This is a genomic window from Enterococcus sp. S53, assembly GCF_016516865.1.
Taxonomy (GTDB): Bacteria; Bacillota; Bacilli; order Lactobacillales; family Enterococcaceae; genus Enterococcus_D; species Enterococcus_D innesii.
Genome location: NZ_JACVUH010000001.1, coordinates 375,027 through 396,206 on the forward strand (window position 1 = coordinate 375,027; position 21,180 = coordinate 396,206).

Consider the following 21,180-nt stretch of genomic DNA (forward strand, 5'->3'; position numbering starts at 1 on the left):
AATAGTTATTGATTTTGGTCTTGTGAATCCTTCTCCGCTTAAATCATAGCATAAATGGAAAACCCTCAATTCTCCTCAAAACACCGATATTTACAGTCTAGGGAGAATTGATTTCCTCAATGATGCAAAATGACGCAACAGTTTATTTGTTTTAAGTCAGAGCTATTCTTCTATATAACCAAAGGAACTTTCACTTTTATGGTTTCACCACCCAAGCCTCATCATAGTAATCGATCGTAAATTCAGTATTTGGAAATTCAGTCTTCACAAATTGCTTTATTGCCGCCAACTCTGTTTCAACATTTGTAATCAAAGTGATATATTCTACCTTGTTTGTGTCCTTCAACTCGACTATGTACTGTTCTGCATCTGTCCAATGGGCATCAATAAATGTGAAAGCTACCTCTTCAGAGGCATGTTTAAACCCATCCATTATCAAAACGTTAGTGGAATCAGCGATTTTCAACGTGTCTTTCAGGATATTCAATGAATCAACGATATATTTTTCTACTTGATCTAGGCCAAAGTTTATCGGAAACACGCAATTTCGATAGAAATGATCGTATCTTTCGTTAGCAAAACGTATGGAATACATTCTTTCACTTAAGCGTATATTTTCTATTATTTCCATCATCTTCAAATCACCTTCAGGTTTATTTATTACAAATAAAATTACTATAGTTAAAATACCGCAATTCCGACTATTTTATTTATCTTTTTTTGTCAAAAATTTGCACATTATTTAGCAATTTTTTTTAATGCGGTCTCAAGCAACTCAAAGTAAGCGGTTCTTTCTCAAACGAGAAAAGCACCTGAGGCTAATTTCCATTTCGTTTTTTAGCACTCATCTGCCAGCAACCCAAAACAAATTTTGAAACGACTCAAAAAAAGAGAGCGCCACATGCGCTCTGCTTTATGTATATTTCGCCAAGATCGCTGATTGGATCATGGCATTCAAATTATCCCAATCTCTTGTATTATGAACATTGCCAAAAAATGCAAATTTTTGTGACGCATTATGGATCAGAACACCATCTGAAACCAAAATATCAGAGTCAGCTAGATTGGCATTAAACTTGATAACTTTCTCATTATAGATTTTCAATAGCGTATTTTTGATAACAGGGATATATTCCGGATGATTCAAAAGAGAGATACCAATATTTATTTGATCTTCTTTTTGGATAGGTAGGTAGGAAGTAACGATTTGGGAAAGCTTACGAATAAAAAGCGGCTCTCTCTCGATCCATCCCCGATGATTATTAAGGACCCGATCTATGATAACCTCCACTTCAACCAGTCGATCATTTGTATAATCAATCTCCCCGATTGACAAAAAATTATCTAGATAAAGATGGATATAGCCCCAAGTATTGATCACTACTTCATAGATAAAAACTGATGAAGCCTGCTTTGTTAGAGCATATTTCTTTGAAAGTTGCTCAAGAATCTGAGAAGCAAAATCCACATAACCATTGTTTTCAAGCATGAGGAATTTTTCCCCGATCACCTTTTTTTCAGATTCTCTCACTGTTTCTGGGATGAAAAGCACCCGCCAAAAATAATAGTAGACAAGTTCTTTTTCCACATCAGATTGATTGCGAATAGGAAAAAGATTTGCCAGCTGTTGATCATTTTCTTTCTTTAAACAATGATAAAGCGCTAATGTTGACGCATCAACTCCAGGAACAATATTCCCTCGGAGAATGGCATTTTCAATAATAGAAAAAACGATCGCATGCTTGACCTTTGTCGTACGCAACGTCTCATAATCTTTGGCGATCCACTCCACACTAGAACGGATGGGATGTTCTGTATAAACATTACAGGCCATGACTTCGACGAGATAATGATACATGCGAATACATGATTCTTCCCCTGTTAATTGAATCGAATCACTGCTATTACTGATTTTTATCGGTACATTTTGGACCGCGAACATTTTTTTTAAATAACTAAGCAGTTTATAACAATAGGAAACACTAAAAATCAGCTCTTCTGAAATATCCACCATTCGTGTTTTTCGTTTTCTTAATAAATAGATGAGGAGTTTGTAATAGGGAGATTCCAAAAAATACTTTTTTTTGAGGTTTACAAAAATATACAGACTTTGTTCTTGATTTAAATCATCAGACAGATGAAGTGTTCTTTTTTCAAGAAAAAAAAGGAGTCCTCCAGCGTTGAAATACCGGTTAGATCATCATCGATCTCAGTTAAGAGAATTTTCACCTGATAAAGTGACTTACTGAGGGATTCTCCAATCGCATCTAAAGAAAGTTGTTTTTCAACAACGAGATTTCTTACAATTGTTAGTTTATCAACTTGTTTCTTAGTTAAGTAAAACCTATACAATTTTTCTATATAATCCAATTTTTCAACCGCCTTAATAAAAAATATCCCAGCTTCCAATTGTATTAAAAAAACTTTAAGTAACTGCCAAATCATTCACAAAACGGTCATTTTTAATAGTTTCTTCAACTTTAACTCATTCTAAGATTTTTCTCTTAATCTGAAAAGTATTCTGTCTGAGTGTAGTATTCACTGTTATGATACCCATTTTGGTATTGTAGCTCTGACTTGATCGATCTGCTTTTGGCATCAATAATGAATCTACATGCGAAGCTTGTTCTTCAAACTCCGCAAATATGTGAAGAAAAAAAGCCTTTCTACACTTTCTGCTACATACTGATTCACAAAAAAACACTTAATCCCGCAGCGCATCATTTATAGGAAAACTAAACTTGCACACTAAGATCCTTTCTACTGGTTAGGAGTGTTAGTCATAAGAAGGGGAAAATCAGCAGTCACATTGATGGTTCACTCTGTTCATGGAATCGAAGTTCTTTCGTCCATTGTAAAAAAAAGTAAGCTAGCTTCTGCAGGAGTAATGGATTTGTAGCCTCTAGCCAATTCGATTGGCCAATGGCTCTCCTGAGGGATTGAGAAAGCTTGCTTTTAATGTCTCGAGAAATTGATTGCTAGCTTTGTCGTTCTATCCACTTGCCGAAGACAAACTAAAGCAACTCCCTTTTACTAAGGCGTAAAAAAGCGTGGTAAAATGTCAGAATATTCAAACATAATTTCCGATAGAAAAAGATGAACTTCTAGAAAGAAGGATCAAGTTCCTTTTAGAGTACTGCGTTCTCGTTTTATCCAGCAATCTTTGTATTCATAGATATTCAAAATGACCAAGTCATCCGTCAATTCATTAAATGCGTCAATCAACTCTTTATCCCCCGCATCAACATTTCCTACTACCTTAAAGTCATAATAGTTGCCCGATTTGTCTACACATTCGATCACATAACAAATAACATCTCCCCAAAAATGCTCTAGTCGATGGTGACAACCGGCTTGATCTAAGCGTGCATGTTCCGCGATACAAAACACATGCTGGATCGTGTGGGTAAGGATGTTGATCTCCCCTAAAGAATCTTCCAAATACGCTAGCGTTTCAGCGATATCTGCTTTTTGATCAACAATCAGATTTCGCTCTAAAATCGAATTTACTTTATTACTGAAAAAACGAACACTTATCATCAAAGCCTTTTGCTGTTCAATATTTTTTTCTTTAGACTGCAGCATATTTTCACACTCCTAAAAAGAACTTTAATCCTCTTTAATAAGCATATAGCATCTTCTTTTTTAATTTTATCGTCTTTTGATGAAAAAAACTAAAAAAAAAATAATCATTTATTATAATAAGAAGAATTTGCCAGTTACAGAAAAAAATGAGTGTTGAATTTTTTAAACGAAGCTCTACCCTGAAAGTCACAGGCTGTCCCAAGAGTTGCTAATTCCCTTCACGATCCATCCTGATAAAATAGGAGGCATCCTGTTTTGAATTGACAGTTCTCATGAATTGCACTTTCAAACAATGGGTTCTATTGAACATTCGATTACATCAGAAACCCTAACTCTGTTAGCTTTCTTCACCATGCCCCTGCTGGTCATTCCTAAAAATGATTCCGCTGAAATCCCTCTTTTCTTTGTAAGAATTTCATATCGCTAGCACTCCTTCACCCGTCATCACAATAAACATAATTTTACCTATACTTTTTGGGACTGTTCAATCATAAATGATTTCTCAGCCCCAGATTGATATGAAATAAAAAAGCCGATCTTTCTCAAATAAAACCTTAACCTGACACAAGAAAACAACAGAGAAAGTGAAATGCTCTACGAGGTCATTCTACCAAGAAATCCCCACGATTAACAGATAAAAACGCACATTCTATAATTTATTCCAATATTTTTGACAATATTCACCGATATCTTTATTCTATGTCAATTTTTGTATTACTTAAAAAGATTCCTGAGAATGCAGGCAAAAGCAATCTTAAGGACAATTGTAGAGAATAAAAGCGATCACTTAAATAAAGCCCTCAGAAAACTTGTTCTGTATTTCAGTGAATTTTGGATTTTTAAGAGACTAAATCAAAGGGTTGAAGTCAAGTCATTTGTTGACTTCTGCACTTCACCTACCCTACCTGAAAAACCTCCACAAAATAGTGGCTGACGTTTACGCTGGGCATAATACTCTACTTATGAACGAAACCGACTTAGATAAAGAAAACCTCCTATGATCTTCCTAGAGAAGCGCCAATGCCGACAAATCACAGCAATTACTCCGAATAGCATCGGAAAAGTGCTTTTTTACCAATAGATCATGCATCACAAAATGGAGAGATGCCCTGGATGCCACCAGTTTGAAGCAATGGTTTCATTTGTTGTTCGTTTAATAGGCTATTTTTGCTTTACTCCTTCGTTTTAGTTATACAGGGACTTCCATAGGAAAAACAACCTATCCCTCCTTCAAAAATCCCCAGCAAAAACAAACAACCCTACTTTTTATCAATTTTCTACACTATTTATTGATGATTTGCAAAAATATAGATAATATTCACGATAATTTCCCTTTATACTTTTTATATTCAGAAAAACATCTGAAAATCTAGAACGAGGTTTAAAAATGAAAAAAACTTTCTTAAGTATCACTCTCGGAGCCACAATCTTACTAACGGGAGGAGTCAATGCAACCGCCTTAAGCGTCAGCAATCCTAATAGCGAACCCCTCAAAGTTACCATCTTAGATGGAAATTCTGCTTTCGCTTTTCACAACGAAATGCGTTTAACGAATGGGGGAAGATTTACTATCGGAGATGCCTTTTTCGAAAACAGCCCCCTTTCTGCGCGAGGAGGAATTTCAAATGTGGGCGGCGCACTATTTAATTACACTCGCTCACCCATTGAGGTGATCGTTGAAGTCAAAGCCCCTGAACAAAGTGGCATCCAAATCACTGATAACCCAACAGTGACGATCAAAGCCGAGGCTATTTCTCGTGGAGAAAACACGATCAACTCCACTTATTCCGTTAGCCGTGAGACTGCTTTCTTAACAGAGCCACCAATAATTACTGTTACAGCCAGACTTTCAGGGGAAAGTGAAAACTTTTCTTGTGTATCACTATAAGCAAAAAAGATCGCCAATTTTTGTACACAATCGAACCATCCGAATCTTTTCTATAAAACGACAGAGACTTATTTATCAAGTCTCTATCGTTTTCATTTTATAAACAAAAACCGACGCAGTAGTTTGCAGATCGTTGCTGCCAGCTTCAAATGAACAAATGATAATCTCAATAACAAATTTTAACCGCAATAAAATATTCCACCGTATATATTTTATATATTTTCAAAAAAATTAGCACTAAATCGGATAATCGCTACCCTAAATTGCATATTATAATTCATTTAAGCAGTGCAACAACTGCAATAATTAAAGTGAGGTTTTGAATATGAAAAAAATTGTTCTAGGCAGTACATTCATTGCATCTTTGTTGTTAGCCGGAGGAGTCAACGCGTATGCTGTGACAGGTGTCCCTGCCTCGGAGACGATTCCGGTTGAACTCGAATATGGAGAGGCAACATTCGAGTTTAATGACGGCATCGCCTTGGAAGAACCTGTACAGATTACTGATGTTTTATTAAACAATGGAACTGTGGCAGGAACTATCTTAAATGTAGGTGGTACTTTGACCAATTTAACTGCTTCTGAAGCAATCGTTTATTTTGCTGTTAACGCGCCTGATGACTTTGATGGAATCGTTGTCGACGCTACTAATCTTAATACTTTGACTGCTGACCCTGTTGATATTGAATCCCTAGGAACAGACATAACATTTACAATCGATCAAACATTTGCACAAGATTTTGCTGCATTAGCAGAAGATGCAGACGCTCCTGTGATCACTGTAATTGCACAAGATGGTACCGATCCTGGTCAAACTCCATCACTATAATTTTCAAAAGGAAAAAAATCATGAATCATACATTCAAACACAGAAATTCTTTTCTAAGGATTTCTGTGTTGCTTCTCTTTATAGCATTCATTAGCAATGCAAGCATCCGTCGCGTAAATGCCGATGAAACTGCGAATTCATTAAAACTTACACTTAGTGAAACGGAGTACAAAACTTCTGATAATACCTTGAGTATTTCTCCTGAGATGGAGACGGCGTATATTGTTGAAATTACACTAGAAAATGTTGGATCCGGTGATTCATCCATTGTTGTCACACCTTACACCTCTACTTCTCTCTCACGAGAATCAGCTATCATCTATAGCGATGACCTAAACTTACTGCTAGATGACAAGTATAACTTTTCCAATTATGCATCGATCGAGTCAGAGGCATTAGATGACGATAATCAAATTGAGATCCCCCCGAATGAATCCGTTCTGGTGACCGTTACGATTACTCTTCCAGAGGAGCCTGCACGTGAAGGAACCGTGATGGGGGCAATCAATTTTAGTCAGATCATGGGTCTTGAAACAGCAGAAGATTCAATCGGTATCAAATCTGTGTATGAATCACTTATTTTTATCAACTTACTTTTTAGTGAAGTGGAAGAGCTCAAAGACGTCGTTTATGAAGATTTCTCCTTTGTTGCGCTTCAAGATACGGTAAACCTCCAATTTTACGCCCTCAACTATAATCCTATTTTAGGCAACTTGAACAATGCACTCTACGAACTAATAAACCCAAATGGAGAAATAATTGCCTCTGGGGAGTTAGCAGATTCCGTTCTTTTAACGCCGTTAACCAAATCAAGAATGCAGATTCCTTTAATAGACAATAGTGAACTTATTGAAGGCGAATACCGGTTGACAATAGAAACAACTAGAAAAGCAATCACCACTCTTTTTTCTTATGAGAAAGAAGACCTGGATGACTTCAAAAAAGAAAGCATTCCAACAAATACTGTCACTATTCAGTCAGACAATCAATTGTTTATCTGGATCATCCTAATTCTCTTAGCAGCACTTACAGTGGCAGTCATATATATAGTAAGATCAAAAAGAAAAAGAGAGGGCTAGCTCCTCTCTTTTATGCTGTTTCTGCTTATTCCACTGCTCATCAATTATTGATAGCTTCCTTTTTAAAGTAATGTTGCGTATCTCCTCGCCGAAGCGGGACAAGAAAAACCGCTCATATCAAATAAGCGGTTTTTCCTGATATATGCCTAAACATTTTCTCTTCAATGATCATTTCTTTTGAAAAAAAAGTTGCTTTCTCGTACTGGCTTTTCTCCCCTAAAAAAAACTCAGCACTAGCCTCATCCTCGACATCACTGATCGAATCTTCTAGTTTGGTAGAATCATTATCAAGGGAGTCTTCTTCCAAGTTTGCTTGCTCGTCGTAATTAGATTCTGCTTCTTCCTTTTGGCTCTCGGATTCATCTTCGATGCCATCGTCTTCTTGCTTTTCATCGTCTTGGTCTTCATCTGTCAAGTTTTCATCCGGTATCTCTTCTTTTTCCTCATCCGTCTGATTCATTTTTATCTCTTTCGTAAAGGTCTCTGAATCATCAATTGCTGTAAAAGTGACTGATAGGTAGTACTCAGAGTTGGAACCAAGATATTCCTTTATGTTCAATGTTGCAGCTACGTTAATAATCATTGATGCTTCATCAGCATCCTCAATCTTAATGATCATCTCTTCCGAACCGTTCACGCTGTTTAGTTCTGCTGAAAATGCTTCCCCAACAGCAGTGATCGTTACATCAAAAGCACCTTCACTGCCGTTGCTATCGACAGTCAGCTGAAGATCTTGTGTGGTTCTTAACAAATAATAGTGTTCATCCTTAAAGTCAATCGTGTTTAAATCAAAAATCAAAGTTTCGGAAACGTCATCAGCCATAGCCTCTAGTGTTGGAAATAAAATCATCACCGAAAAAATGAATAACAAACTTTTTAGCACTACCTGGTCCCCTTTCTTCTTTCAGAAATCACTTTTATTTAACAAATAATTATTCGCTTTAGCAAAATCGAGACATAGATAACTAGCAGACTAGCAATGAGACTAATATCCATTTTGGAGTCACGAAGCCATGGTTCACCAACTGAAAACTTAAGCCATCTGTTAGGAGTGCTTCAAATGAAGTTTCAAGGTTTATAACCAAATCCTGCTCAGATATCTTCACTTATCTTCACTAGTAGCATCTGACAAAAAGAAGATGTCCTTCAATCAATGAATTAAATGCCCTCAAACACTGGCAATCTCTTCTCTGCTTTTCCTCTACTTTCAAACAAGAAGAAAATTTCCTGAATCATTAAATGTTGCCTAGGCTATTTTTCTATTCATTTCAAATGCAATTCCTTGCTGTCATCTTTAATACTACGCTCTTTTCCCGACTCAATTTTATCTTCTTTTAAAAGAATGTTTATGAATTAGGATAATTTTTTCAGAAAATTCTTCAATCAATGAATCATTCACGACTAATCCCACATTTCATTCTGCATCAAAAGCACCCTGGCAGCACAAAAAAGCCCCTTCTTATCCATTTTGATAAGAAAGGACCTTTTACGATCGTTCACCTAAAAAAGATTCACGCTACCCACAAAGCTGAGTATACCTAAACAGTCTAGCGGGAAACGGCTCTTACATCAAGCTCTTCAATTCGACATCTGGGTACTTGTCAGCAAACCAACGCATTGCAAATTGATTTTCAAATAAGAACAATGGTTGATCGAAACGATCTTTCGCTAAAATATTACGGCTTGAGCTCATGCGCTCATCTAAGTCTTTCGGATCGATCCAGCGAGCGATCTTGTGGCCCATTGGGGTCATAATAACTTCTGCATTGTACTCATTCATCATGCGGTATTGGAAAACTTCAAATTGCAGCTGCCCGACAGCACCAATGATATACTCATCACTAAGATACGTCTTGTACAACTGGATGGCTCCTTCTTGGACCAACTGATAGATTCCTTTGTGGAATGATTTTTGCTTCATCACATTTTTTGCAGTGACTTTCATAAAGAGTTCCGGAGTAAACGATGGTAGCTCTTCGTAAGCAACTTTGAGTTTTCCTTCATAAATCGTATCACCGATTTGATAATTTCCCGTATCATAAACCCCGATGATATCTCCAGCGACTGCTTCTTCAATATTTTCTCGGGTATCTGCCATAAATTGTGTCACATTGCTGAGTTTCATTTTTTTACCGGTACGCTCTAGTGTTACGTCCATGCCTCGTTCAAAGGTTCCTGAACAAATACGGACAAAGGCGATCCGATCACGATGGGCAGGATTCATATTTGCTTGGATCTTGAACACAAACCCGGACATTTCTGGTTCATAAGGACTGACTTCATCACCGGCCAAAGTTTTGTGACCATAAGGTGCTGGTGCAAAGGACAAGAATGTTTCCAAAAAGGTCTGTACACCGAAATTCGTAAGGGCAGAACCAAAGAACACGGGTGTTTGATCGCCACGAGCGATTTTTTCTGTGTCAAAGGCATCGCCAGCTTCTTGCAGCAATTCCACTTCTTCTAAAACTTGTTGGAACAGCCCATCTTCGGCAAATGGATGGTCTGCAGGAAATTGTCCATTTTCATCTAGGGCAACTAAACGTTCCCCACCGTGATTGTCTGGACGGTAAAATTCGACCCGTTGGTTATGGATATCATACAGCCCTTCTAAGCCTTTCCCCATGCCGATCGGCCAATTCATTGGAAATGATTCGATCTCTAAAAGATCTTCTAGCTCTTCTAGTAATTCTAATGGTTCACGGCCATCACGGTCGAGTTTATTAATGAAGGTAAAAATTGGAATGCCGCGTTTTTTAACCACTTGGAAAAGTTTTTTCGTTTGCGCTTCGATCCCTTTTGCGCTATCGATCACCATAACCGCACTGTCCACCGCCATCAAGGTACGGTAGGTATCTTCAGAAAAGTCCTCATGCCCAGGAGTATCTAAAATATTGACCCGTTTGCCTTGGTAGTCAAACTGCATAACGGAACTGGTAACGGAGATCCCCCGTTGTTTTTCAATTTCCATCCAGTCGGACTTTGCGAAATTGCCAGTCTTTTTTCCTTTGACCGTACCGGCTTGGCGAATCGCACCACCGAATAGTAATAATTGTTCTGTAATGGTTGTTTTCCCCGCATCCGGGTGGGAAATAATCGCAAAGGTACGGCGACTATCGACTTGTTGTTTTAATTTTGGATTATCCATTGATTCTATTGCTCCATTTCTTGTATTTACAATGCGAACAGTGACCATTTCAGACTGTCGCTAGTTTTCTGACCAAATCAGTATATCATGGATAAGGGTGATAAAAAAGCAAAAAAAGACAAGAACCCCCTTTGACTGGTCTCTTTTGAAGAGTCAGGCAAAGGACGTTCCTTTCATTTGATGGAAACAAATTAAAATGCTGGCAATAACGTATCACTGTGCTCGTTTTCTAAAAACTCACGAACTTTATCGCTAGTCATGGCACGGCGCAATACAGCGATTTTTTCAGAATCTTGATTGTCTTCTCGAGCAACCAATGAGATAGCAAAGCGATCATCGATGGTCTTTTCTAAGAAAAGGGCATCTGCTGGTTTCAAACCGATTTTCGCAATATAGGTTGGGTAATTGTATACCAAAGATACATTTGGCTCATCATAGGCTTCCGCAAGATTCAGTAGATCGACAGATAACCATTCAAAGTTTTTCGGATTTTCGGTAACGTCTTTAAGTGTTCCATTGACCCCAACGCCATCTTTGAGAGTGATCAACCCTTCTTCTGCTAAAATCGCTAACGCTCGACCTTCATTGGACACATCATTCGGCAATGCGACTTTCGTTCCCTCTGGAATATCATTGATATCCGTATACTCTTTGGAATAAAAGCCGACTTTTGCGTTGTAGATTTTATCTAATGCCACTAGGTTTGCATCTTTTTCTTCATTATACATTTGCATATATGGTTCATGTTGCGCAAAGTTGGCATCGACCTCGTCATTATTCAGCAACTCGTTGTACTGGATATTGTCATTGACTTGAACCAATTGAATCTCCCAACCATCTTCGACCGCTTCAGCAGCAACTTTTACGACATCGGTCATTGGTGTCGTTTGTGAAGCGACTTTGATGATTTTCTCTTCGCTCGCCTCATCAGAGCTGGAACCGCAAGCCCCCAATACACCTAACGCCAATACACTCAATCCTAAAACAAATCCTTTTTTCACTTTCATTCCTCCTATTTTCGTTTATCAAGTTTTCTTGCTGCTTGATTGCCAATCCCTTGCAGGATAAAGACCAAAAGAATCATGATGATAATTGCAAAATACATGACGCCATATTCATAGCGTTGATAGCCATAGCGGATCGCAAAATCGCCGATACCGCCGCCACCAACGATCCCCATCACCGTCGAATAAGAAACCATGCTGACTGCTGTCGTCGTCAAGGACAAAATCAAGCCACTTCTGGCTTCTACTAGTAAAAATGACCAAACATACTGCCATTGACTGACGCCCAAGGATTTTGCCAAGTAAGAAACTTCTTCTGGGACATCCAGCAGTACTTGCTCCGTCAAGCGAGCAAAAATACTCATAGCAACGATGCTCAAAGGAAAACTTGCGGGAATCGGTCCAAATGAGCTACCTAAAAGCATCCGCGTCAACGGGATCAAGGCTACGACAAATAATAGAAATGGAAACGAGCGAATGATCGTCACAACGAGATTCAAACACTCATAAAGAAATGAGATTTTTTTCCCACGACTGCGACTGAGAAAAAGCCAGACACCTAACGGCAGGCCTAAGGCAACGGCTGCAAGCATCGAAATGCCCATCATGATCGCTGTTTCTTTCAAAGATTCCAGCAATTCAGGCAGATAATACAAAATACTCTCACTGATCGTCATGCAGCAAACTCCTCTCCACTTTGTTCACATAAGAGCTTTCAATGCGGACAATTGGCTGGGGCTGATTGGCAAATTCCGCCGCAAAGACGGCATCTTCCAAAACAAACACACGTTGACAAATTTGTCGGACGGCCGATAGCTCATGACTGACAAAAACGACTGCTGGCTGGAACGTCTGTTGAACTTTTTGCAGCAAAGCAAGTACATCCGCTTTGGTGTCTTCATCCAGCGCACTGGTGGGTTCGTCACACAATAAAATTTTCGGCTCACGGATCAATGCTCGTGCAATAGCCACTCGTTGTTTCTCCCCACCGCTCAACTTGGCTGGGTAGATGTGGGCTTTGTCTTCCATCCCAACAAACGAAAGCATCTCCAACACCTTCTCCGAGGATTTCCCCATTAATTTCAAAGGCAAATAGACGTTTTCAAAAACGGTTCGATTGTGCAACAGATTGTAATTTTGAAAAATCATGCCGATTTCTTGTTGCGCATGTAGCAGCTGCTTTTTGTTCGATGCATCGATTTTTTTGCCATCAAAAAGTAATTCCCCGCTGTCTGGGGTTTCAATCAAGTTTAAAAGCCGAAGCAACGTCGATTTTCCTGAGCCGCTTTTGCCGACGACCCCAACGATTTCCCCTGCCTGAACCGAAAAAGACAAACCATCGAGAACCTTTCGATCATAACGCTTTGTGAGATTGATCGCTTCTAACATCTTTTTCCTCCTAATCAAACAGCAATGCTAAAAATTCAGAAGTGGTCATCTGATGGATAAATTGCTCGATGGCGATTCCCTCTAGCAAGTGGCTGATGGTACTTTGTTCAAAATCAACCCCTTGCAACATTGCTTCCAGTTCACTGATCTCTTTTTGCCCAAAAAAGTCACCCGTAATTTGGAGTGCTGCGATCTTGCCTTTGTTCACAGTAAAATCGACTTCAACGATCCCTACTTGTTCAAACCGCTTTCTTTTTTGCCATTCAAATGCTGGGGCTTCATTGAAAATCCACTCATTATTCGCATACCGCTCTTCAAACAACGTTTGGATCGCTTGTCGATCGGTTTCCGTCAAGACGATCTCTTGATCACTGATTTCATCGATGGTGGCTACTTCGTAGATATGGCAAAGGAGTGTATCTCGAAATTCCTTGGTATCCATTGATTGGTATTGCTCTGCCAAATAAGGTTTGATATTCGTCACACTTTTCCGCACGGATTTCGTTGCTTTAGAAGCAATTTTTTCTTGGGCAACGTGTAGAACGTTCGTCAATTCTTCCAGGTTCACATCATACATCAATGTGCCATGAGAATACGTCCGGCCTTTTTTTGTATACATCGCATTGCCAGAAAACTTTTTCCCATCAATGAACAAATCATTGCGACCGTGTACTTCAATATCCTTGGCTCCCATTGCCGCTAACCCCTTCATGATAGGTTGCGTCGCACTTTGATAATCGCCAAAACTTGTGGCATCTTTTTTAGTGACAAAACTAAAACTCATGTTGCCTAGATCGTCATAAACCGCTCCACCACCAGATGTCCTGCGAGTCAAAACGATATTACGGCTTCGCAAATACTCAAAATCGATCTCTTGATACGCATTTTGATTTCTACCGATTATAACACATGGTTTTTGTATGTATAACAGAAGACAAGGTTCTGAAACATCTATGTTATCCATCAAGTACTCTTCAGTTGCCAAATTGTAACGAATATCTTCACTAAGCATACGGTAAAATTTCATTATAAGCCCCTCGTTCTTATTAGATTTCTATGGACATTCTCGCTTTTCTTTCGAAAAAATGCAATCAAATTGCTTGAAGATAAGATACACATGTTTTTTTATCTGTTTTTAAACTGTATTATTGATTAGATTTATCGTAACCGTTTCTTACAAACAAATCAAGGGGAATAAGTAAAAAAGGAACAAAAAAGACCAAAGCAAATGCCTTGGTCTTCCTCATTTCATTTATACGGAACTTTAACGGCGCGGCTCATCTTCCTCAAAATCTTTGCGGAAATAGCGGCGCTCTTCCTCTGGTTCCACTTCGCCGTCTTCAGGGTCGTGGAAGATCACCCGAATCTTCAAGACCCGTGAGCCTTCCATTTCTTCAGAGATCAGCTTTACGTTGTCCACTTCAAAGGAAAGTTTTTCTCCTTCATCAGGGATCAATCCTAAAGCAGTGATCAAATATCCCGCCATCGTATCCACATCACTCATATGCAAGCTCATGTTGAAGGCTTCATTAAAATCATCGATCAACATGCGGCCTTGAATGACATATTCTTTATCAGAGATTTTCTCATAAAGCTCTTCGACTTCATCTGATTCATCATCGATCTCGCCGACGATTTCTTCAAGCAAGTCTTCTAGTGTAACCAACCCAACGACGCCGCCATATTCATCAAGCAAAATCGCCATTTGGTTTTGGGTTTTCTTTAATTCATAAAGCAAATCATCGATAAAGACCGTTTCTGGCACAAACAATGGTTCTTGTAGAATTTGTTTGATGTCCATCGTATCAAAGCCGTATTTGTACGCACACTTCAATAGATTTTTGGTATGTAGAATCCCTACGACTTTATCTTTATCTTCATTATATACAGGAATACGAGAATAATTTTCTGCTAAAATTTCAGTCAAAATTTCTTCTACTGAGTCATTGATGTCCACCATAAAGGCTGAGGTTCTAGGAACCATGACTTCCCGGGCGACTTTCGTGTCTAATGAAAAGATCCCTTGCAGCATCTCTAATTCATCTTCTTCAAAGACCCCTTCTGTTTCCAACATATACCGCATTTCATCACGGGTCATCTTCGTGTCTTCATCGTCAAATTCCATTGGAGTGATGCGCGCCAATAAACTTGTCGAAGCAGATAAGAACCAGACGAAAGGTTTGGCAATAATCCCGATCGTTCGAATGACACCAGAAGTGAACTGGGCAACTTCTTCTGATTTGTTCATAGCGATCCGTTTTGGATACAACTCACCGAAAACGATCGACACATACGTCAAGATCGCTAAAACGATAATATTCGCTAAGCTTTTAGCCGCCGTCCCTCCACCTAATAAAGGTGCCAAACGGGTCGACAAGGTATCTGCCAGAGATGCCCCAGATAAAATATTCACCAAGGTAATCCCAACTTGGATCGTTGACAAGAAATTTGTTGGATTATCAATGATTTTCAATAATTTTTGTGATTTGACATTTCCTTCTTCCGCTTTTTGCTCCACACGGTTTTTGTTGACTGAGACGACTGCGATCTCAGAGGCCGCTAGAAAAGCGTTGATCAATGTCAAAACGATCAATAATAAAATTTGCGCTAGAAGCGACTGACTCTCGGGGTCAGCATTCATAATAGCATTCTCTCCTTATTTTTTCATTTTCTAAAAAAAATCGTGGGCTTAGCCCACGATAAAATCCTATCACAAAGTTTTTTTCTTTGCAATAAAAAACACCAGTCATTGATTATTCAATCAACCGTTCCTGATTTTTCTTAATTTTGTCATCTTTGATTAGGCGAACAATAAAGACTACAATCGTTCGGCAAATCGCATAAAATGGCACACCTAAGAAAATTCCTAATAAGCCAGCTAGATTACCAGCAACTAATAAGACCAAAATGATCGTTAACGGATGGATCGCCAATGATTTGCCGATCACATTCGGGTAAATAACATTTCCGTCTAATTGTTGGACGATCAGAACCACGATACAGCATAGTAGCGCTCGGAAAGGTTCATCAAAGACCGTCACTAATACCGCCGGAATCAAGCCAAGATAAGGACCTAAATATGGGATCAAGTTCGTAACCCCTGCGATCACACCGAATAAAAAGGCATAATTGACGCCAATCATCCAGTAACCGATGAAGGTGAAGGTACCAACAAAGATACATTCGATCGCTTGCCCACTGATGTAGTTGGACAATGTTTTGTTTAGGTCGCCCAGCAAGCCAACGATCTGCTCTCGTCTTCTTTCTGGAAAGACAGTTTTCAGATTAGGAACCAGCTTTTCCCCATCCTTCAGCATGTAAAACAAGATAAAAGGTACGGTCACGATGATCATTGTTGCGGAAGCGATTGTACTGACGATCGATCCTAAACTGGTGGATAATCCACTAAGAAACTGCTGTAGCAATGAGCCGTAAGAAAGATTTAGGTTTTCTAATTGCTGGGCGATATCGATTTGTTTGAAGAATGGATCATCTGCGATTCTTGAGATCCAGCTCTCCATATTCTTGGCAAATGTTGGAATATTTTCTGCCAATGAAGAAATCTGACTCACCAAATTAGGAATAACACTGACGAAAATCAAGATGATGGCTGCTACTAATAACAACAGAACGAGTATGACAGCAAACAGCCGTTTTATTTTGGTGGTTTTCATCAAAAATAAGACGATTGGATTTAGCAGATAATAGAGAAAGCCAGCAATCAATACTGGTGCAAATAAAGTAGAAAAAAACGTGCCGATCGGTGCAAATAGAAAATTGACTTTACTTAACACAAATACAAGTGTCACTAAAACCAATGCTTCCAAAGACCAAAAGAACAGTTTTGATTGTTTGAATTTGTCGAACAAAAGATTCCCTCCCTTTTTTATAACATTATAGATGATTTTGAAAAAAAAAGCTTGCGACTTTAGCCGCAAACAAAAGAAATTTGTAAAAAAAGTGGTATACTATTAAAAATAACGGAGAAATATTAGCTGAGGTGAGTTTTTTATGCATATTGCACAAACAAAAGATACGCTAAGTGACATTTATCTGGCGTCATTGAAAATACGAAATCAAGTGTTCGTGAAAGAGCAAGGTGTTCCATTAGCATTGGAAGTAGATGAAAATGAAGCATTGGCAGTCCACTTCGTCTTATATGACGATGATAATGAAGCAGTCGCAACCTTGCGTTTCTTACCTATCTCTGATCATGAAGTGAAGTTGCAGCGAATGGCAGTCCCCGCTGCTCATCGTGGTTCAGGTTACGGCAGACAACTGATCGAAGGTGCGGAAGCCTTCATTCAAAAACAAGGAATCAAAAAGGTCACTTTAGGCGCACAATTAACCGCCAAAGAGTTTTACTTGAAGTTAGGCTATCAGCCTGAAGGCGATGTCTTTTTAGACGCGGACATGCCCCATATCAAAATGAGCAAAACCTTTAACGAGAAGTGATTCCTTAAAACAGCGACCATAAAACAGATCCTTCCTCTGTTTTGTTGTCGCTGTTTTTTTATTCCTCTGCTTCCACGATCTCTTTAATCGCTGCCAGCAACGCTTGCGCCACCTTTTGATCATAGCCGTCACTCGTGATCACTGACAGATCGGTGTCACTGTTCAAATAGCCTAACTCCAATAAAACTGCTGGAAGATATTGTTCCCGCAACACATAATAGTTACCAAAACGGGTACCGTTGGAACTCAATGCCACCGAGGAACTCAAATTGGCAGTGATCGTTTCTGCCATCTCTTTTGCCCCAGTATAGTAATAGTATGTTGTCAGTCCTTGATTGCTGTTTGGTATTTCTGAATTATCGTAATGAATGCTGATAAATAGATCTGGTTCTTCTGAAAGAGAAGCAGCGGTAATATCTGACAGCGAGAGATAACGATCTTCGGTGCGTGTATAACTGACTTGAATACCTGCTTTGGTCAGTGCTTCGCCGATCGTTTGGACCGTTGCTAACGTCAAATCTTTTTCCATGATCGTTTGATCCGTCGAAAGTGCCCCAGAATCTTCGCCGCCGTGACCTGCATCAAGGACGACTTTGAAGTTCGATAAATCTTTTGGTACTGCCGAAAGCGCGACTTCTTGAATCGATGCTGATTGCTTTTCAATGTAACCTGTTACCCCATCATCTGTTTGTATTTCAACCATCTCTTCTGTTTGACTGATGAAGGTTGCCCAACTTCCTCGATGGATTTTTCCAATGACTGTCTCTTGACTTGTTGTCTGATAGATCGATACATAATCGTTCTCACTTTCAACCGCTGCATCGTATTCTGAGGGATCTACATAAATTTGGACCATACTGACAGTCTGAGCGGTCTCTTCTGTTTGAGCGTTAGGCTCAGTTTGAGAAGTACTTTCTTGACTCTCCTCACGAGCGGATTGGTCATTTCTCAACACAGCAAACCCCGCTGCAAAAAGCAGAATCATGGTGGTCCCGATAACAAGCTTCCCTTTCTTCTTCATGTGCTTCCTCCACTTATTTTCTTAGTCTCTTTATCATGGGACTATCAGCTTAAACGGAACTTAAAGCCTGCTGATGGAAGCATTCCTTTAGAGACACAAAAAAACTCCAACCAATTTGGTTGAAGTTTCTTGGGGAAAATGAGCGATCCGACCCATTTTACTTATTTTTGAGACAACTGCTTGTAGCGATCATACCAAATGTCCACATACCCTTGCGAAAAGGGTCCTTTGCCATTATTGATCCAATCTACTAAAATTTTGACATTTTCTTTCAAGATAAAATCAATGTCTTGCGGATATTGCATAATCTTACTGTGCAATTCATACTCATCCACATCTAGTAAACGTTTCTCGCCATCAGGAAATACTTTGATATCAAGGTCATAATCGATATATTTCAATGCCTCTTCATCAAGTAAATACGGTGAAGCAAGATTACAATAATAGGAAACCCCCTTCTCTCGAATCATTGCAATAACATTAAACCAGTATTTTTTATGAAAATATACAATTGCTGGTTCACGGGTAACCCAGCGTCTTCCATCTGATTCGGTCACTAGTGTATGATCGTTGACCCCTATCACTGAGAATTCACTGGTCTTTAAGACCATCGTATCCCGCCACGTTCGATGCAAATTGCCGTCATGTTTGTAGCTTTGAATGCTGACAAACTCTCCTTCTTTTGGAACTCGCATAGCAACCCTTCCCTCAGCAAGAAAACTTGCGTTTTGTTTGGGTGTTCATTACACCGACATCGTTAATATTATAGCAATAAAAGAAAGCTTTGCCTAGAAATCTTTATCGAGTTTCTGATATTTCTTTAATTGCTCGACTAATTTCTGCTGAGGTTTTGGAAAAACATAGTTTTGAAAGGACTCTTTGGCAGCCCATTGGCTGTCTTGTAACGTGAGCTCTCCCCGTTTTCTGCCGTAAAATAAAAGGACATGCCATTTCAAATGACTAAAGATATGCGTGATCTCGCCAAAATGTCGTTTTTGCCAAACAACAGGCAGATCAGGAAAAATCTCGAGTGCTTCCTCTTCGGCAATCAAATCCAACTGCAACTGCTCCTCTTTTGCCCATGTCCGCTGCAAAGCCTCATATTGTTCTTTCGTTACTTCTACCAACGGGAAATGCCACATAGAGGCCAATAAGCCTGTTTCAGGTCGCTGCACAAGTAGAAACGAGCCTTGATCTTCGATGGCGCCTGCGATGTAGTAGACATCCTTGGGCTTGGCTTTTTTCGATTTCACTGGAAAGTCTGTTTGTCGATTCTCTGCATAAGCAAGACAGTACTGGCTGATGGGACACTCTTCACATTTCGGTGTGGTGGGTGTACAGATTCGTGAGCCAAGATCCATCAAGGCTTGATTAAACTCACCGGGTTCATCGTGGGAAATGATCGTTCTCATCGCCTCGTCGAATGGTCTTCGGCTGCTAGCTTTCGCAATATCTGCTTCGATACAAAATAACCGACTGACGACCCGCATCACATTTCCATCGATCGCCGGTTCTGGTAAGCCAAAAGCAATACTGCCGATAGCACCAGCTGTATAGGGACCAATTCCTTTTAGTGAACGAATCTCCTCAATTGAATCGGGCATTTTCCCGTCGAATTCTGCCACGATTTGCTGGGCAGCCGCCTTCAGATTGCGGGCACGAGAGTAATAACCTAGACCTTCCCAAACCTTTAACAGCTTTTGTTCTTCAGCTTCAGCCAAATCTTGGATTGTTGGGAATTGCTCCATAAAACGGTAAAAATAGCCAATCACTGTTTCCACTCGTGTTTGTTGAAGCATGATCTCTGAGATCCAGATTGCATACGGATCGTTGGTCGCCCGCCAAGGAAGATTGCGTTTTTCCTTATGATACCAAGTTAAAAATGTTTCTTGGAACGTCTCGATTTTTTCTTCATCCCAAGTTTCCCATTGCTTACTCATCCATTACTTCCTCATCTAAGAATCGTTGTATATCATCGATGGCAAACCCTTTTTGATAAAGGCCTTGCTTGATTTTCATTTTTCGTTTCATCAAGGGCAAACGTTGATGCCGCCGCATAAGGCGAGCACCTTCCCTTTGGAGCGCTTCATTTTCTTGGTCTTCATCTTTTTCCATCGGTAATTCATCCAAAATCATTTGAATGACTCCTTGATGAAAACCTTTTTGCATCAAATGCATTTTTATCTTTTGGATCATTTCTTTATGGCTTTTATTTTGAAAACGACGCATCGCTTTTTCAGCCGTATGATAACCGACTTCAAACTGCATTTCCTCGGTATACAAAGGCAATACTTCTTGAATCACGGGATCTTTCAAGCCTTTTTTTCTCAATTGCTGGCTGATGACCACGGGTCCTTTATCACTCATACGGACTTGGGTGCGAATGTAGCTCTCTCCATAGTTTTTGTCATCGATCAAATTCAGCTCTTTTAGACGTTCAACAACTAAGTCTCGGTCTTGTTTTTCGATTTCTTTGTCTTTCAAATAGGTACGGACTTCCATTTCAGAACGCAGCTGATAGCTGATATAGTTCATGGCTTGCTGCAATCCTAAATCAAATCCTGCACTTTTTTTGATTTCTTTTAATTCTTCTTCACTCAGTTCCTTGCCTTTTAATAGCCGAAAACGGACCAAAAGATCTTCTGAGACCCGCAGCGTTTCACCTTCTGATGTCGCCACTTCATAAAAGGGTCCTTTTCCTTTATTGATACGAATAATTGTATTCATCTTCTTCACCTCGCGAACGTACATTCTATTTTACCACAACTACAATGAAATTCCTTCT

20 protein-coding genes are annotated in these 21,180 nt (G+C 39.4%); 4 read left to right on the forward strand and 16 right to left on the reverse strand.

Annotated elements, in window-relative coordinates; translation table 11 throughout:
- Positions 1–196: 196 nt before the first annotated feature.
- From IAE45_RS01865 to IAE45_RS01875, 4 genes are all read right to left on the reverse strand, one after another.
- Positions 197–634, reverse strand: coding sequence for a hypothetical protein (locus tag IAE45_RS01865; protein WP_200143117.1), 438 nt, complete (start codon positions 632–634; stop codon positions 197–199).
- Between the two features lie 279 nt (positions 635–913).
- The gene (locus tag IAE45_RS01870) at positions 914–2,071 is read right to left on the reverse strand and encodes a helix-turn-helix domain-containing protein (RefSeq protein ID WP_232844588.1); all 1,158 of its coding nucleotides are present in this window, start codon (positions 2,069–2,071) and stop codon (positions 914–916) included.
- Between the two features lie 50 nt (positions 2,072–2,121).
- A complete protein-coding gene (locus IAE45_RS18810; RefSeq protein ID WP_233618908.1) occupies positions 2,122–2,445 on the reverse strand; it encodes a hypothetical protein in 324 nt (107 codons plus the stop codon).
- A 672-nt stretch (positions 2,446–3,117) separates the two neighbouring features.
- Positions 3,118–3,585, reverse strand: a complete 468-nt coding sequence (locus IAE45_RS01875; RefSeq protein WP_077454389.1) for a hypothetical protein — start codon at positions 3,583–3,585, stop codon at positions 3,118–3,120.
- Positions 3,586–4,972: 1,387 nt separating this feature from the next.
- Between IAE45_RS01875 and IAE45_RS01880 the strand changes: the two genes are divergently transcribed.
- The 3 genes from IAE45_RS01880 (at position 4,973) to IAE45_RS01890 (ending at position 7,381) form a co-directional block, all read left to right on the forward strand.
- Positions 4,973–5,473, forward strand: a complete 501-nt coding sequence (locus IAE45_RS01880) for a hypothetical protein (protein WP_140964876.1) — start codon at positions 4,973–4,975, stop codon at positions 5,471–5,473.
- A gap of 325 nt (positions 5,474–5,798) precedes the next feature.
- Positions 5,799–6,302 carry a hypothetical protein gene (locus IAE45_RS01885; RefSeq protein ID WP_200124679.1) on the forward strand — a complete coding sequence of 168 codons (504 nt, stop codon included), beginning with the start codon at positions 5,799–5,801 and terminating at the stop codon, positions 6,300–6,302.
- Between the two features lie 20 nt (positions 6,303–6,322).
- Positions 6,323–7,381 (forward strand): DUF916 domain-containing protein, encoded by a 1,059-nt coding sequence (locus IAE45_RS01890; RefSeq protein ID WP_200124681.1) that lies wholly within the window; start codon positions 6,323–6,325, stop codon positions 7,379–7,381.
- A gap of 112 nt (positions 7,382–7,493) precedes the next feature.
- Here IAE45_RS01890 and IAE45_RS01895 read toward each other — a convergent pair whose 3' ends face one another.
- The 8 genes from IAE45_RS01895 to IAE45_RS01930 form a co-directional block, all read right to left on the reverse strand.
- Positions 7,494–8,264: a hypothetical protein gene (locus IAE45_RS01895; protein ID WP_200124683.1), complete on the reverse strand. Its 771-nt coding sequence runs from the start codon at positions 8,262–8,264 to the stop codon at positions 7,494–7,496.
- Between the two features lie 681 nt (positions 8,265–8,945).
- Positions 8,946–10,526: a peptide chain release factor 3 gene (locus tag IAE45_RS01900; protein ID WP_005225872.1), complete on the reverse strand. Its 1,581-nt coding sequence runs from the start codon at positions 10,524–10,526 to the stop codon at positions 8,946–8,948.
- 191 nt (positions 10,527–10,717) lie between these two features.
- The gene (locus tag IAE45_RS01905; protein WP_096742818.1) at positions 10,718–11,533 is read right to left on the reverse strand and encodes a MetQ/NlpA family ABC transporter substrate-binding protein; all 816 of its coding nucleotides are present in this window, start codon (positions 11,531–11,533) and stop codon (positions 10,718–10,720) included.
- A gap of 5 nt (positions 11,534–11,538) precedes the next feature.
- Positions 11,539–12,207 (reverse strand): methionine ABC transporter permease, encoded by a 669-nt coding sequence (locus tag IAE45_RS01910; protein ID WP_200124685.1) that lies wholly within the window; start codon positions 12,205–12,207, stop codon positions 11,539–11,541.
- Positions 12,194–12,919, reverse strand: a complete 726-nt coding sequence (locus IAE45_RS01915; protein ID WP_077454397.1) for a methionine ABC transporter ATP-binding protein — start codon at positions 12,917–12,919, stop codon at positions 12,194–12,196. Before IAE45_RS01915 ends, IAE45_RS01910 begins: the two co-directional genes overlap by 14 nt.
- A gap of 10 nt (positions 12,920–12,929) precedes the next feature.
- The gene (locus IAE45_RS01920) at positions 12,930–13,946 is read right to left on the reverse strand and encodes a lipoate--protein ligase (protein ID WP_081118120.1); all 1,017 of its coding nucleotides are present in this window, start codon (positions 13,944–13,946) and stop codon (positions 12,930–12,932) included.
- Positions 13,947–14,183: 237 nt separating this feature from the next.
- A complete protein-coding gene (locus IAE45_RS01925; RefSeq protein WP_077454399.1) occupies positions 14,184–15,560 on the reverse strand; it encodes a hemolysin family protein in 1,377 nt (458 codons plus the stop codon).
- 112 nt (positions 15,561–15,672) lie between these two features.
- Positions 15,673–16,788: an AI-2E family transporter gene (locus tag IAE45_RS01930; RefSeq protein WP_077454400.1), complete on the reverse strand. Its 1,116-nt coding sequence runs from the start codon at positions 16,786–16,788 to the stop codon at positions 15,673–15,675.
- Positions 16,789–16,930: 142 nt separating this feature from the next.
- Between IAE45_RS01930 and IAE45_RS01935 the strand changes: the two genes are divergently transcribed.
- A complete protein-coding gene (locus IAE45_RS01935; protein ID WP_077454401.1) occupies positions 16,931–17,374 on the forward strand; it encodes a GNAT family N-acetyltransferase in 444 nt (147 codons plus the stop codon).
- A 58-nt stretch (positions 17,375–17,432) separates the two neighbouring features.
- On the opposite strand, the gene IAE45_RS01940 is transcribed toward IAE45_RS01935, so the two are convergent.
- The 4 genes from IAE45_RS01940 to recX form a co-directional block, all read right to left on the reverse strand.
- A complete protein-coding gene (locus IAE45_RS01940; RefSeq protein WP_195265050.1) occupies positions 17,433–18,395 on the reverse strand; it encodes an N-acetylmuramoyl-L-alanine amidase in 963 nt (320 codons plus the stop codon).
- Between the two features lie 161 nt (positions 18,396–18,556).
- On the reverse strand, positions 18,557–19,090 hold the full coding sequence (ntdP, locus tag IAE45_RS01945) for a nucleoside tri-diphosphate phosphatase (protein WP_005225863.1): 534 nt from the start codon (positions 19,088–19,090) through the stop codon (positions 18,557–18,559).
- Between the two features lie 93 nt (positions 19,091–19,183).
- Positions 19,184–20,335 carry an A/G-specific adenine glycosylase gene (gene mutY, locus IAE45_RS01950; protein ID WP_081118117.1) on the reverse strand — a complete coding sequence of 384 codons (1,152 nt, stop codon included), beginning with the start codon at positions 20,333–20,335 and terminating at the stop codon, positions 19,184–19,186.
- The gene (gene recX / locus IAE45_RS01955; RefSeq protein ID WP_170920106.1) at positions 20,328–21,122 is read right to left on the reverse strand and encodes a recombination regulator RecX; all 795 of its coding nucleotides are present in this window, start codon (positions 21,120–21,122) and stop codon (positions 20,328–20,330) included. Before recX ends, mutY begins: the two co-directional genes overlap by 8 nt.
- Between the last annotated feature and the right edge of the window lie 58 nt (positions 21,123–21,180).

What these genes read in the sequence shown, in the direction of transcription:
- ntdP (WP_005225863.1), bottom strand. Translation starts at nt 19,090, where the DNA reads ATGCGAGTTCCAAAAGAAGGAGAGTTTGTCAGCATTCAAAGCTACAAA.
- IAE45_RS01900 (WP_005225872.1), bottom strand. Translation starts at nt 10,526, where the DNA reads ATGGATAATCCAAAATTAAAACAACAAGTCGATAGTCGCCGTACCTTT.
- IAE45_RS01890 (WP_200124681.1), top strand. Translation starts at nt 6,323, where the DNA reads ATGAATCATACATTCAAACACAGAAATTCTTTTCTAAGGATTTCTGTG.
- IAE45_RS01875 (WP_077454389.1), bottom strand. Translation starts at nt 3,585, where the DNA reads ATGCTGCAGTCTAAAGAAAAAAATATTGAACAGCAAAAGGCTTTGATG.
- IAE45_RS01940 (WP_195265050.1), bottom strand. Translation starts at nt 18,395, where the DNA reads ATGAAGAAGAAAGGGAAGCTTGTTATCGGGACCACCATGATTCTGCTT.
- IAE45_RS01910 (WP_200124685.1), bottom strand. Translation starts at nt 12,207, where the DNA reads ATGACGATCAGTGAGAGTATTTTGTATTATCTGCCTGAATTGCTGGAA.
- IAE45_RS01920 (WP_081118120.1), bottom strand. Translation starts at nt 13,946, where the DNA reads ATGAAATTTTACCGTATGCTTAGTGAAGATATTCGTTACAATTTGGCA.
- IAE45_RS01915 (WP_077454397.1), bottom strand. Translation starts at nt 12,919, where the DNA reads ATGTTAGAAGCGATCAATCTCACAAAGCGTTATGATCGAAAGGTTCTC.
- IAE45_RS01865 (WP_200143117.1), bottom strand. Translation starts at nt 634, where the DNA reads ATGATGGAAATAATAGAAAATATACGCTTAAGTGAAAGAATGTATTCC.
- IAE45_RS01885 (WP_200124679.1), top strand. Translation starts at nt 5,799, where the DNA reads ATGAAAAAAATTGTTCTAGGCAGTACATTCATTGCATCTTTGTTGTTA.
- IAE45_RS01925 (WP_077454399.1), bottom strand. Translation starts at nt 15,560, where the DNA reads ATGAATGCTGACCCCGAGAGTCAGTCGCTTCTAGCGCAAATTTTATTA.
- IAE45_RS01880 (WP_140964876.1), top strand. Translation starts at nt 4,973, where the DNA reads ATGAAAAAAACTTTCTTAAGTATCACTCTCGGAGCCACAATCTTACTA.
- mutY (WP_081118117.1), bottom strand. Translation starts at nt 20,335, where the DNA reads ATGAGTAAGCAATGGGAAACTTGGGATGAAGAAAAAATCGAGACGTTC.
- IAE45_RS01905 (WP_096742818.1), bottom strand. Translation starts at nt 11,533, where the DNA reads ATGAAAGTGAAAAAAGGATTTGTTTTAGGATTGAGTGTATTGGCGTTA.
- recX (WP_170920106.1), bottom strand. Translation starts at nt 21,122, where the DNA reads ATGAATACAATTATTCGTATCAATAAAGGAAAAGGACCCTTTTATGAA.
- IAE45_RS18810 (WP_233618908.1), bottom strand. Translation starts at nt 2,445, where the DNA reads ATGATTTGGCAGTTACTTAAAGTTTTTTTAATACAATTGGAAGCTGGG.
- IAE45_RS01935 (WP_077454401.1), top strand. Translation starts at nt 16,931, where the DNA reads ATGCATATTGCACAAACAAAAGATACGCTAAGTGACATTTATCTGGCG.